Origin of the sequence: Chroococcidiopsis sp. CCALA 051 (genome assembly GCF_003015105.1) — a bacterium.
GTDB lineage: Bacteria > Cyanobacteriota > Cyanobacteriia > Cyanobacteriales > Chroococcidiopsidaceae > Chroococcidiopsis > Chroococcidiopsis thermalis.
In genome coordinates this window covers 1-11,797 of the sequence record NZ_PYCI01000180.1, presented here as the reverse complement: position 1 = coordinate 11,797, position 11,797 = coordinate 1, and the positions used below count along the sequence as shown (strand labels likewise).

The 11,797-nt window shown below is 43.6% G+C and carries 11 protein-coding genes, 1 tRNA gene and 1 pseudogene; 6 read left to right on the top strand and 7 right to left on the bottom strand.

The window, feature by feature from the left end:
• Positions 1-77: 77 nt before the first annotated feature.
• The gene (locus C7Y66_RS27895; RefSeq protein ID WP_233222886.1) at positions 78-1,085 is read right to left on the bottom strand and encodes a cytochrome P450; all 1,008 of its coding nucleotides are present in this window, start codon (positions 1,083-1,085) and stop codon (positions 78-80) included.
• A gap of 792 nt (positions 1,086-1,877) precedes the next feature.
• Here C7Y66_RS27895 and C7Y66_RS27890 point away from each other — a divergent pair.
• On the top strand, positions 1,878-2,105 hold the full coding sequence (locus C7Y66_RS27890; protein ID WP_106166744.1) for a hypothetical protein: 228 nt from the start codon (positions 1,878-1,880) through the stop codon (positions 2,103-2,105).
• Here the strand turns inward: C7Y66_RS27890 and C7Y66_RS27885 are convergent.
• The 3 genes from C7Y66_RS27885 to C7Y66_RS27875 form a co-directional block, all read right to left on the bottom strand.
• Positions 2,098-2,430 carry a hypothetical protein gene (locus tag C7Y66_RS27885; RefSeq protein ID WP_106548066.1) on the bottom strand — a complete coding sequence of 111 codons (333 nt, stop codon included), beginning with the start codon at positions 2,428-2,430 and terminating at the stop codon, positions 2,098-2,100. The two genes, C7Y66_RS27890 and C7Y66_RS27885, sit on opposite strands and share 8 nt — an antisense overlap.
• Entirely contained in the window at positions 2,430-3,206 is a 777-nt protein-coding gene (locus C7Y66_RS27880) for a hypothetical protein (protein WP_106548065.1), read from the bottom strand. Before C7Y66_RS27880 ends, C7Y66_RS27885 begins: the two co-directional genes overlap by 1 nt.
• Positions 3,207-3,474: 268 nt before the next feature.
• Positions 3,475-3,546: transfer RNA gene (locus C7Y66_RS27875), tRNA-Thr, on the bottom strand.
• A 316-nt stretch (positions 3,547-3,862) separates the two neighbouring features.
• Here C7Y66_RS27875 and argF point away from each other — a divergent pair.
• Together argF and lexA are read left to right on the top strand one after the other, a co-directional pair.
• Positions 3,863-4,780 (top strand): ornithine carbamoyltransferase, encoded by a 918-nt coding sequence (gene argF, locus C7Y66_RS27870; protein WP_106548064.1) that lies wholly within the window; start codon positions 3,863-3,865, stop codon positions 4,778-4,780.
• A gap of 248 nt (positions 4,781-5,028) precedes the next feature.
• Complete coding sequence (gene lexA / locus C7Y66_RS27865) at positions 5,029-5,640, top strand: transcriptional repressor LexA (RefSeq protein ID WP_015155906.1); 612 nt, start codon at positions 5,029-5,031, stop codon at positions 5,638-5,640.
• 96 nt (positions 5,641-5,736) lie between these two features.
• On the opposite strand, the gene C7Y66_RS27860 is transcribed toward lexA, so the two are convergent.
• Positions 5,737-6,783, bottom strand: a complete 1,047-nt coding sequence (locus C7Y66_RS27860) for a glycosyltransferase (RefSeq protein ID WP_106548063.1) — start codon at positions 6,781-6,783, stop codon at positions 5,737-5,739.
• 567 nt (positions 6,784-7,350) lie between these two features.
• Between C7Y66_RS27860 and C7Y66_RS27855 the strand changes: the two genes are divergently transcribed.
• Positions 7,351-8,838 carry a DNA phosphorothioation system restriction enzyme gene (locus C7Y66_RS27855; protein WP_106548062.1) on the top strand — a complete coding sequence of 496 codons (1,488 nt, stop codon included), beginning with the start codon at positions 7,351-7,353 and terminating at the stop codon, positions 8,836-8,838.
• Between the two features lie 75 nt (positions 8,839-8,913).
• Here C7Y66_RS27855 and C7Y66_RS27850 read toward each other — a convergent pair whose 3' ends face one another.
• Positions 8,914-10,011, bottom strand: a complete 1,098-nt coding sequence (locus C7Y66_RS27850) for a YheT family hydrolase (RefSeq protein ID WP_106548061.1) — start codon at positions 10,009-10,011, stop codon at positions 8,914-8,916.
• Between C7Y66_RS27850 and C7Y66_RS32135 the strand changes: the two genes are divergently transcribed.
• Both C7Y66_RS32135 and C7Y66_RS27845 read left to right on the top strand, forming a co-directional pair.
• Positions 9,947-10,147 carry a hypothetical protein gene (locus tag C7Y66_RS32135; RefSeq protein ID WP_199197685.1) on the top strand — a complete coding sequence of 67 codons (201 nt, stop codon included), beginning with the start codon at positions 9,947-9,949 and terminating at the stop codon, positions 10,145-10,147. The two genes, C7Y66_RS27850 and C7Y66_RS32135, sit on opposite strands and share 65 nt — an antisense overlap.
• Before the next feature lie 94 nt (positions 10,148-10,241).
• The gene (locus C7Y66_RS27845) at positions 10,242-10,991 is read left to right on the top strand and encodes a response regulator transcription factor (protein ID WP_106171513.1); all 750 of its coding nucleotides are present in this window, start codon (positions 10,242-10,244) and stop codon (positions 10,989-10,991) included.
• 393 nt (positions 10,992-11,384) lie between these two features.
• On the opposite strand, the pseudogene C7Y66_RS27840 reads toward C7Y66_RS27845, so the two are convergent.
• A pseudogene (locus C7Y66_RS27840) lies at positions 11,385-11,797 on the bottom strand (geranylgeranyl reductase); the annotation flags it as partial.

The following is an 11,797-nucleotide window of genomic DNA, read 5'->3' as shown; positions in this document are numbered from 1 at the left end:
GTGGCTCAACCATGCTTTAGTAGAGGAATAGATGGTTTTCTTCCCCATTTTAGTCTCACCGTAGTGACAGAAGAAAGTTAAGTACACGGACTCAGGACTGTTCCTGGCTCAAACTGGTAGCCCATAATACGCAGCGGCACTTTCACAACGCGATCGAAGGTAAACCCAGTGATGGAATAAATACGTAAGGTTTCCGAGCAGACCGCACTAAGATATGGCAATTGAGCGATCTTGCTAGGTGCTGGGTTAGGACTAAGATTACACAACTCCTTATCCAGCTTTTCTCGTACTTGGGGCAGTTTTGCTGCCCAGTACAATGCCCACAAAACTGCTGTAGTCGTTGTCTCGTAGCCTGCCATTATTAGAGTAACGATCTGATCGCGAATCTCCTCATCTGTCAGGGCTACACCAGCTTCATCGCGAGCTGATAAAAGTAGATTTAAGATGTCTGTTGTCGAACAGGCAGTTTCTTGTCGGCGTTGGCGAATCTGAGCATAGACAAGTCGATCGAGTTGCTGCTTTTTCTGAGGGAAAGAAAAACGTCGCCACCAAAAGGGAGAAATGAAAGAATCTACTAACTCACTCAGGCATCGATCTAGTGACTTAACACTTTGCTCCTGTTGGGAGCCAAAAATCATCTCCAAGATAATTCGTAGGGTAATGGCTTGCACTTGAGGGCGAATCGCGAAAGGTCGATTGACTATCCACTGTTGAATCTCCTGCTGGGTGATGCCACAAATAATTTGACCGTATTTGGACAAGTGTTCCCCGTGAAAAGGAGGCAGGAGCAGCTTGCGCTGTTGTTGATGTTGAATACCATCAAGTAAAAGCAGTGAGTTATTTCCCAACAGTGGGCGGAAAGCTTGATTTGCCTTTCCCGAATCAAAATACCCCGCTGGTGCAGTGAAAATCTCCTTAATCGCTTGAGGATGGCTAACAACAACAAATGGGCGAGAACCAATTACCCTAAAGGTGAAGATGTCACCATAGCGCCCAACGCAGTACTCTAAAAATTCGAGAAAGCGACCTCGCCATTTGAGCTTGTGGAGAAAGGGTATAACTCGTGGACCATGAGGTAAAGACATGGTAACTTTGTTTTATTTTCTTATATGTAGAATAATATATATGTCCGACGATTGGCGAATTTTTTGCTAGGATTTAAAGTAATAATTTTTTCGTTAGTCTAACTTTCCAACCGTGAAAATAGGCTTTTTTACCTCTTACTTTTAAGATGGTAAAACCTTAGCTAAGAGAGCATAGTAAAGTATAGAGATAAAGCTTTAAATATACAGATTAATTTCGTACCTCAGCTCCGATCGCTAACTACTATTATTACAACTCTCGTTGTTTTCAACTTCTGCGTAGAAGCTGATGGGGTAAAAATAGTAGTTTCAAAACGATTTGTATATCAAGTTTAGGGACATTAGCTCCGAACCAAATAAGTCAGTAGCTAGCAATAGGCTTGGCAATAAGTCGATCGATCTCTGAAAATTGCAAGTAATTATGAAGGGTTGACTAGAGCGTTCCTTATCTGTTGAGATAGTTAGACAATGTTGTTATATTAATAATAATAGTTTTTCCACGAGAGTCAGAGATTTTAAGAACATTGTTAAATCTCTTTTTCCTCTCCTATTTTTCTCACGTTGAAAAAAGATGATTTAATAGAATGCTTTCAAGATTGAAAATAGAAGCATCTGAGTTTACCACAGTATTATCTATTTTTTGCTCTGGTTTTGTAGATATTTATAATATGCATCGCTCCTCGTATACAAAACCAATTCATGAATCACACTTAAAAGTGCGATCGCATAAATATCTTTCCTTCCAGAAGTTTTTCTGACACTACAAAGCTTTTGCAACAAATCTGAAAAAGTACGATGAAGACTGCTAATCGTTTTCAAGAGGGCGATCGCCTGCTACCAATTGAAATTGCCAAGACAGAACTAGAAGCCAAACTAGGTGTGGGTTGGAGTCGGAAATCAATTAAGCGCAAGATCGACCAAGGGTGTCCGTTTGCTTGGAAGCAGGGTATCCATTATATTCAAATTGGTAACAAACTAGCATCTGTCAATGTTGATGCTATCTTGCGTGAATTAGTTAGGTAGGTGCTTTGGGAGGATTATTTGCCATAATCTCCTTGAATGTATCAAGAGTATGCTGACCATTAATCCAGCGATTATATGTTTTTAAATGAACAGTTGGCGAGTGCCCCATCATTCGAGCGGCAACTGCGATTGGAAACTTAAATGCTACGCTAGCGCGAATAGCATAAGCGTGTCTGAGGTTATAAGGAGTAAAAGGCACTGCCAATCGCTTGAATGCTCGTGCAGTCCGTTCTCCATAAACTGTGAAATCGCCTTGACAGTTTACTGTTGGTAAGTTTCCTTCCCAAGGTCTCCAAGCTGTTGCCCACTCTGGGTAAAGTGGCATTACCCCCTGACGCGGACCAGTCTTGCTAAAAGTACCTGACAAGCATGAGGTGGTTGAGAATCAATTTGGCAATGCCAAACTTCGTGGTCGCGCAATCCATAGATTGCCATACGGGTATAGACTAGTTGCCATTGAGGATTAGCAATTGCCGATCTGATAGTGGATATCTCTTCATCATTGGGAATGTTGCGGGACTGAACTTTACTAGCTGAATAGCTGCCTTGATAGGGAGATAAATCTATAAGAATATCAGCGAACCTAGCTAGTCTTGTCAGAATTTGCACTAATCGCTGGCGCGAGCGCGTATTTGGCGGCTTGGTCTGTGCCACTTCTATCAATAATTCAGCAGTTAGGTTTTTTTCTGGTGGCAGGCATTTTAGTCCTAGCTGCCACTCTTCACGCTCCCAGTAAATCCGGTTTTTCTCGCTGTCGCCTTTGCACTGGAACCAGTGTTTTTTGTAGCGATCGATCCACGCCTGGCAAGACTGCCAGTTTGTAATTTCGGTGTAGTCGTTCCAGTCAAACTTATTTTGATCGAGTGCTGCCCAAATCTTTAAAGCCTCGGAGAGTGCCATTTTGTAGCCATAGCTTGTGGTGTCCAAACCCAATGCCAAATAAGTTTGCTTTGATTTAGTCTCGGTTGAACCAGGGCGGGGTGGTAATGTCCCGCGTAGGGAGAGTTTGCGGTTACGCACCACGACTCGCAATCGGACTCCTGCTGCCTCAAGCTTTTGATTGATGCCATCTATGTCAGTTGCTGATTTGTTTCGAGCCATGCAACTTTTCCTATTTATAGCGAGCGGCAGTTCTGTACTAAAACTCTGTACTGACGGCTGGATACCTATACCTAAGCGGTTTTTTCAGTCAAAAAACCTGTACTAAGTACTGTACTAAAACTGAGGTTAATTATGCGCGATTTTTAGTTGTTTTGTCGATTGACTGCCAGATTCGTCCAGTCGCAGCCTACAAAATGATAAGAGCTAAAAACCTTATCAATAGGAAGTTTCGAGTCAAAACTATTGCCCCAATTCATTCACAAAACAAAGCTGGTGACGGGATTTGAACCTGCGACCGGCTGATTACAAATCAGCTGCTCTACCACTGAGCTACACCAGCACAATAAATCACAATAGCAAATTTTGTCAGTCTTTAGCAAGAGTAGTCATGCTTCTTTTGAGCAAATAGCGCGATCGCTGCTAACAAAATTTTGTGCCTGCCACAGAAAATATTCTCCTGTAGAGACATTACTAACGTCTCTACAGGAGAAACCGACCGGATTATGTCAGGAGATTCAAGCTAACTAGCCGTGCTATGTGCCAAAAAATCTGCTACTTTCTAAAGAATCAGTACTTTTTTGACACAGCAATAAACCGGAACAAGGCAAGCTGTGTCAATTTTCGTTTAGTACAGTTCTTTACTTACTACAGGCAGCATGGCAGAGTTGAAGGGAAGAGATTTACTAAGTCTTGCCGATTTAACTTCAGAGGAAGTTACAGCATTGCTACAACTAGCAGCGCAGTTAAAATCAGGGCAGCTAAAGCCTCAGTGTAATAAAGTTTTAGGACTGCTATTTTACAAAGCTTCCACCCGCACCCGCGTCAGCTTTACTGTAGCAATGTATCAATTAGGCGGACAGGTAATCGATCTTAACACCACAACAACTCAAGTTAGCCGCGGCGAACCTGTAGAAGATACAGCACGAGTTTTAGATCGATATTTAGATATTCTGTCGATTCGGACTTTTGAGCAGCAACAATTAGAAACTTTTGCCCACTATGCCAAAATTCCTGTGATTAACGCTCTCACCGATCGCGAACATCCTTGTCAAATTTTGGCAGATTTGCTGACGGTAGAAGAATGTTTTGGTAAGTTGAAGGGACTAACTTTGACTTATGTAGGTGATGGTAACAATGTCGCTCATTCTTTGCTGTTGGGCTGTGCGTTGGTAGGTATGAATGTCAGAATTGCCACTCCTGCCGATTTTAAACCTTTAACAGAAATTGTCGAGCAAGCCAAAGCGATCGCCCTACCAGAAACTGAAATTACCGTAACAGAAGATCCAGAAGCAGCAGCTAAAGGATCGCACGTCATTTATACCGATGTTTGGGCGAGCATGGGACAAGAATCAGAAGCTAATTCCCGCATTCCAATCTTTCAACCCTACCAAGTCAACGAACAATTGTTAAGTCTTGCCGATCCAGAGGCGATCGTTTTACACTGTCTCCCAGCCCATCGCGGCGAAGAAATAACCACCGATGTCATAGAAGGTTCTCACTCCAAAGTCTGGGATCAAGCTGAAAATCGAATGCACGCTCAAAAAGCTTTACTAGCTAGTTTGTTGGGAATTTAGTGAAGTTGCGGGGGTTCCCCCCGTTAAAGCACGTCGCGTCAAAGTGTCCGTGGACAAGGAGGACAAGGAAGCAGGTGTGCAGGTGTGCAGGGGAGATAAAGAAGACTTGGGGGACTTGGGAGCAAGTACCAATTACCAATTACCTATTACCAATTACCAACAACTAAAAACTTTTTTTTGCCATTAGGGGCAATTTTGTAGTACGACTGTTCTAAGAGGTTTATATCGCGATTGAAACACACTAAACTATGGAACCCCTAACGGTAGCTCAACAAGAACTATATGACTGGTTAGCAGAATACGTGCGGCAATACCAGCATTCACCTTCAATTCGCCAGATGATGCAAGCGATGAATTTGAAATCGCCAGCACCCGTGCAAAGTCGATTGGAACATTTACGCGCCAAAGGATACATTGAATGGACGGAAGGTAAAGCACGGACGATCCGCATTTTACAATCCCAATCTCCCCAACAAAGTATCCCAGTTCTGGGTGCGATCGCAGCTGGCGGTTTGGTCGAACCGTTTACCGATGCTGTCGAACACCTAGATTTTGAAAAGCTATTTTTACCACCTGCAACTTTTGCGTTGCGGGTGATTGGTGACAGCATGATTGAAGATTTAATTACGGAAGGCGATCTCGCAATCATGCGTCCAGTTGCCAATCCAGAACAGGTAAAAAATGGCACGATCGTTGCAGCTAGAGTAGACGGACACGGTACGACTTTAAAACGCTTTTATCTTCGTGGCGATCGCGTGACGCTCAAGCCTGCTAATCCCAAATATAAGCCAATAGAGATCGCCGCCAAGCAAGTCCAACTGCAAGGCGTTCTCTTAGGCGTGTGGCGCGGCTATAACTAAGGAACAGGGAGTAGGCGTACGAGCAGGGGAGCAGGGGAGCAGGGGAGCAGAGGGAGAAATTACTAGCCACTAGCCACTAGCCACTAGCCACTCTCCCTACTCCCTATTCCGCTCCAAATATCGCTTGAGGCTACTAGCTACAGCTAAGAAAGGCACTAGGAATAGTGCAACTATGACTTTTAAGGAGTAACTACACTTGAGAGCTTCTCGAATTTGAGCTTTTGTAGCGGTTATGTCGCCTCTACTAAGCACTCTGAAAGCATTTCTTAAAGCATATAAAGCGCATTCTTCCATCGCTCGTTTTGCTATGCGCTCGGCTGTGGATTTTGGTAAATACGAGCGGGTAGTTTCAATACTCTGACGCATATTGACAATGTTTTTTCCCGTTCTCACAAAGGCAGAAGTCTGGGACCTAGAGTGAACGCGAAAACAAGCTAGTACTTGTGGCTCGAACCAAATAGGGTAGTGTGCAGCAATTCTCCGCCACATTTCGTGGTCGCAAGCACCATACAATTCTGGACGAAAGCCACCCAAGTGTTCGTAAACACTGCGCTTAACCACCATCGCTGGTGGATCGACAAGCGAGTATACTGCAATGCGTTTTAGAAAGTTAGGAATTATACCAGATGTACTTCTTTCTAATGAAGATAAATAATTTTGCTGCCGATTGTTCTCGTCAATATGTCCGTGCCGACAATACGCCGCACCTATACTTGGTTCTTGGGTAAATGCTGCTTCTAAAGACTGATAAAATCCTGGTAAAACAATATCATCATCGTGCAGAATATGAATTAAATGACCGTGAGCGCGACGAATGCAAGTGTTGAGATTTTCAACCATGCTGACGGTCTGAGGCTGTCTGTAAACAGAAATTCTGTGCTGTTTAGCTAATCGCTGAATCAGAAATTCAATCTCAGGGTTAGTAGAACAATTATCAATCAGTTCAATTTGAATTCGCTCTGCTGCATATTCTCGCGTCTGCTCTATAACACTAGCGATCGCTTGCTCCAGATATATTGTGCGGTTGTATATGGGAATCATCACAGACCACATTGGTCTATCTACATCTGGAGGAAGTGGATCGATGGCATTTGAGCTTTTCTTGACTTCGGTTAAACTGCAATCTGTGTTGTTGCTGAGCATCTTTATTTTTAAACTGACTCCGCTTCGGATGAAGCCCACCACTAGAAAAAATAGACTTTACGAAAGTTTACTTGGAAAGCTAAATTTAAGCTTTAACTCTCTTCAAATCAAACATAATTTTATGCGGTCGCTTGTATTTTTTTTATTTTTGATAACCTGTATTAAAATTGAACCTGACTAATTGCATACAAAATCTGTAGCAGCGATCGCTACCAGTATGCAACTAGAACTCGTATAGAATTTATCGATCTTAGCTTTGAAGTCACATGAAATTTTTACGGTTGATCTTGAAATTTAATATGGCAAATTATACTAGAATCTGAGAAAAAAAAACAGCATGGCTAACTCTGATTTTAAGCATAGGCTTTGAGCAGCTACGAACTAACTAATTGAGGATCAAATGATAATGGCTACCAATATCGATCCTGGTAGATTCAATTTGAGTTATTTGTGACAAACTTTTTTGTAGATAGAAAACTATACTACCATAAAGGTATAAATTATGACATTAAAGCTAGTCATGCTTCTGTTCTTCAAGCGCATTGCTTCAGATGGGATTTAAAGTCAATGTATCTTACACAGAGTTCAGTCAAATACCAGCTTGATGCCCGATCGCAGTTAAAATTAGTTGTTGCCAAGGAAGAACGGGGGAAGTACCAACCCCAGACGACACCAAAATCCTTACCGATACCGGGATGTCCGAGAATACCCCGATCGCTACAGTTGCGATCGTATCAGCGCCAAGCCATAACTAATTGGTTTGCCAATCGCGGTAGGGGAACGTTGAAAATGGCAACGGGTAGCGGTAAAACAATTACAGCTTTAGCGATCGCCTGCGAACTCTATCAAACAATTGGCTTGCAAGCTTTAATCGTTGTCTGTCCCTATCGTCATCTCGTCACCCAATGGGCGACAGAAGCCGAAAAATTTGGGATGCAGCCGATTTTAGGCTTTGAAAGTCTTCGACAGTGGCAAAGTCAGCTATCTACAGGACTATATAATGTCCGTGCTGGCAGTCAGCCTTTTGTTACTGTCATCGCGACCAACTCAACTCTAATTGGCGAAGGCTTTCAATCTCAATTGAAATATTTCCCAGAAAAAACTCTAATAATTGGCGATGAGGCGCATAACCTCGGTGCGCCTCGTTTAGAACAAAGTCTACCCCGCCAAATCGGACTGCGCCTGGGTTTATCTGCTACACCAGAAAGATACTTCGACGAGCAAGGCACGGAATTTATTTTCGACTACTTCGGCACAGTCCTACAACCAGAACTCACTTTAGCCGATGCCATGCAACAAGGGGCATTAGTCCGCTATCTTTACTATCCGATTTTGGTAGACTTAACCGCTACCGAAGCGCAAGCCTATGCAAAACTGACGACGAGAATTGGTTGGGCGATCGCATCCCAAGAAAATGGTGCAGAAAGCGATATTACGCCATTATTGATGCAGAGAGCTAGATTAGTTGGCGCAGCAGCCAATAAGATTGATGCTTTACGACAGTTAATGCAAAACCGTCGCGATACATCCCACACCCTATTTTATTGTGGCGATGGAACGACTGAAACTGAAGATGAGCGTAGCTCGGCAAGCGATCGCCAGATTGCAGCTGTCGTCAGAATGTTAGGAGTGGAACTCAGCTATCGCGTCAACACTTACACCGCTGACACCCCTTTAGCAGAACGGACAAAATTGCGCCGTCAATTTGAAACAGGAGAACTGCAAGGTTTAGTAGCAATTCGTTGTTTAGATGAAGGTGTTGATATCCCTGCCATCCAAACCGCCGTGATTCTGGCTAGTAGCAGTAATCCGCGCCAATTCGTACAACGACGCGGCAGAATTTTACGCCCTCATCCAGGTAAGGAACGCGCTACATTATTCGACGCGATCGTTTTGCCCCCAGAATTAGATCGCGATACATGGGAAGTCGAACGCAATCTTCTGCGCAAAGAACTCCGCCGATTTATCGAATTTGCCGATTTAGCCGACAATGCTGGAGAAGCCAGAATGAAATTGCTCGATTTGCAGAAAAAATATGGCTTGCTGGACGTGTAACCAAACGAATTCGGAATTCGGAATTCGGAATTCGGAATTAATATAGGTTCTCTGCTTTCTGCTCCCTGCTCCTATTCACTGACTATCAATCCACTCCAAAACTCGATTCCACGCCCACCAAGGATCGGGATCGGCAAAATGCTGCTGACAGGTGCGATCGCTCATGTAGTTGACGTGTCCGCCGTAGCGAGTTAACAGTAGATCGAGCTGAGGATTGCGATCGCACGCTGCTTGCAAGTCTGGCACAATCGCCGGATCGAACATTGGATCGTTAGCAGCATAAATAATCAGTGTCGGTTTTTGTAACTGCGGCAATATATGCAAACCGCTACTTGCCTCGTAATAAGCTTCTACCGAAGGAAACCCCAATTTCTCAATTACCAATTCGTTATCGAAGCCCCAAATACTATTAGCTTTTTCTATCGCAGCAGGATCGATCGCGCCTGGATGTGCTTCGTAGATCTGCCATGCCAATTTTTTCAACTGCTTGGCGATCGCTTGTTCCAACTTTCTCCCTAATGGGTGCTTCACCAAATAAGATAGCGATCGATTTGAATCCAAACTCGGACAAATCACCGCCGCCCCAGCAATGTCCTGCGGGATTAGGGAGTTGGGAGTCGGAAACGGTGAGTTAATTCCGAATTCCGAACTCCGAATTCCGAATTCTAACGCCTGCGCTGCTTTCACTCCCCACAAAGCCAATTGCCCGCCGAGGGAAAAGCCTGTAAACCAAAATGGTGCGGGACAACCCATTGCTTTTGCTTGAGCGGCGATGCAAACAAAATCTTCTCCTTCATATAACCCATCAGAAGTTAAAGTTGGCGATAACTGAGCTGTCTTACCGTGCGCCCGCCAGTCAAATAGCACTACAGCATAGCCTTGAGCAAAAGCTTTGCGTCCTAAAAGTCTTAAAAACCACTGATTTTCTAAAGTACCTGTAATACCATAAGTCCCAACAATCGTGGCTTTGGGATTTTCAGGAATTGCTACCCAACCAAAGATTGGTACTTCCCCAGCACCGTGAAAAATAACTGCTTCATAATTCGGCTCTGGGTGGCTAGTCGTTTTTTCCCAGTCTTTGCTTGCCCAAAGCGCAGTGTAAACTGTCATGGCTAAGCCATTGCGCAACCACCAAGGCGGCGTAAAGTTAGAATTCAATTTTCCTCGATGCATTTCAGTTATCAGTTATCAGTTGTCAGTTGTCAGCGAACTCTTACCTCTTGTCTATCGCCTCTTACCTCTCAAACTCGGCGATCGCATTCAATTTTCATCACTTTGTTACAACATTCACCACATGAGCGATAGCTAATCTTTAGAATCATCCGTATAATCAGTACAGCAATCTTTGTATCTGCCCAAGGTTCTTATTGTTCATTAACATTTGTTAATCTGATTTAATAATAATGGCACGAATACTTGTAATTGATGACGATCCAGCAATCTCCGAATTGGTTGCCGTGAACTTAGAAATGGCTGGCTACGATGTCAGTCAAGCAGAAGACGGAATTAAGGGACAGGCTCTCGCACTCCAGTTGCAGCCAGACTTAATTATGCTCGATCTGATGCTACCTAGAGTAGACGGCTTTACAGTTTGCCAGCGTTTGCGGCGCGACGAACGGACGGCTGAAATTCCCGTACTCATGCTCACAGCCCTAAGCCAAACCCAAGATAAGGTTGAAGGTTTCAATGCAGGCGCAGATGACTATTTGACGAAACCATTTGAAGTTGAAGAAATGCTAGCTCGCGTCCGTGCGTTACTTCGGCGTACCGATCGCATCCCTCAAGCAGCCAAGCATAGCGAGATCCTCAACTACGGTCCTCTAACTCTGGTTCCAGAGCGTTTTGAAGCTATCTGGTTTACTGAAACTGTCAAATTGACCCACCTAGAATTTGAGTTACTCCACTGCTTGCTTCAGCGTCACGGACAGACTGTTTCGCCTAGCGACATTCTCAAGGAAGTCTGGGGATACGATCCTGACGATGACATTGAAACTATTCGCGTCCACATTCGCCACCTCCGAACCAAGCTAGAACCAGATCCTCGCCACCCTCGCTATATCAAAACTGTTTATGGTGCGGGCTATTGTCTGGAATTACCTAGCGTAGAGCAACTAGAGGAAGTAGCTGTAGCTCACGGGAGCAGTCACGAATAAGTCCATATTTTTATAAAAATAGCTAGAGTTAACTTTGATTGTTTGCTCTAGTTTTCAGGAGAAAATGCAGTTGTTTTCATCTGCATTTGTTTACTTTTTTGATATTATGTTTTTTATACTAGAAATATAGTCCGATTTTTTAAAACTGATACTACTTTTAATCTTGAATTAAAAAAATAATAACTTAAGAAATAAAAATAAGCAATCCTGCTCAAAGCATTCTCAAAATATTTATCGCCCCATCATATGTAGAGACGTTACATGTAACGTCTCTACAGAAAAATGTTGGTAAATCAAAAAGAAATTGCTACGCATTGCCTAACGTAAGCAAAAAAAATGTAAGGACGCACATCTATCTGTACGCCCCTACAAATCAAAAACCGATCGCCCCAATTAAGGAGCCAAAGCATTACCCCGAATTAGACTACCAATCGTTTTAGCAGTAATCTTCAACTGAGTGATGGGATTAGCTGGAACCACAGTTTTGTAGAGATAGCTATCGAACGTTAGCTTTTGTACGTCTAAATCGGCGCACATCTCCACGAATGCCTCGCGAGTTGCATCGGAACGGTAGAAAACAGTTTGCAAAATGTCTAACACCTTGTACGTTATGCCGTACTTCCGATCCCAACGCTTGAGATAAACCTTGAGGTCATCTTCTGTCGGAATGCGGCTACCGCCTTGGGAAAACTCCACAATCGTTTCAGCACACATCCGCCCAGATTTAGCAGCGAAGTAAATTCCCTCACCCGAAGATTTCGTGACGTAACCAGCAGCATCGCCAATGAGCGCAATTCTGCCAACAA

What these genes read in the sequence shown, in the direction of transcription:
- lexA (WP_015155906.1), top strand. Translation starts at nt 5,029, where the DNA reads ATGGAACCCCTAACGGTAGCTCAACAAGAACTATATGACTGGTTAGCA.
- C7Y66_RS27860 (WP_106548063.1), bottom strand. Translation starts at nt 6,783, where the DNA reads ATGCTCAGCAACAACACAGATTGCAGTTTAACCGAAGTCAAGAAAAGC.
- C7Y66_RS32135 (WP_199197685.1), top strand. Translation starts at nt 9,947, where the DNA reads ATGGCTAAGCCATTGCGCAACCACCAAGGCGGCGTAAAGTTAGAATTC.
- C7Y66_RS27855 (WP_106548062.1), top strand. Translation starts at nt 7,351, where the DNA reads ATGTATCTTACACAGAGTTCAGTCAAATACCAGCTTGATGCCCGATCG.
- C7Y66_RS27885 (WP_106548066.1), bottom strand. Translation starts at nt 2,430, where the DNA reads ATGCCACTTTACCCAGAGTGGGCAACAGCTTGGAGACCTTGGGAAGGA.
- C7Y66_RS27890 (WP_106166744.1), top strand. Translation starts at nt 1,878, where the DNA reads ATGAAGACTGCTAATCGTTTTCAAGAGGGCGATCGCCTGCTACCAATT.
- C7Y66_RS27880 (WP_106548065.1), bottom strand. Translation starts at nt 3,206, where the DNA reads ATGGCTCGAAACAAATCAGCAACTGACATAGATGGCATCAATCAAAAG.
- C7Y66_RS27895 (WP_233222886.1), bottom strand. Translation starts at nt 1,085, where the DNA reads ATGTCTTTACCTCATGGTCCACGAGTTATACCCTTTCTCCACAAGCTC.
- C7Y66_RS27850 (WP_106548061.1), bottom strand. Translation starts at nt 10,011, where the DNA reads ATGCATCGAGGAAAATTGAATTCTAACTTTACGCCGCCTTGGTGGTTG.
- argF (WP_106548064.1), top strand. Translation starts at nt 3,863, where the DNA reads ATGGCAGAGTTGAAGGGAAGAGATTTACTAAGTCTTGCCGATTTAACT.
- C7Y66_RS27845 (WP_106171513.1), top strand. Translation starts at nt 10,242, where the DNA reads ATGGCACGAATACTTGTAATTGATGACGATCCAGCAATCTCCGAATTG.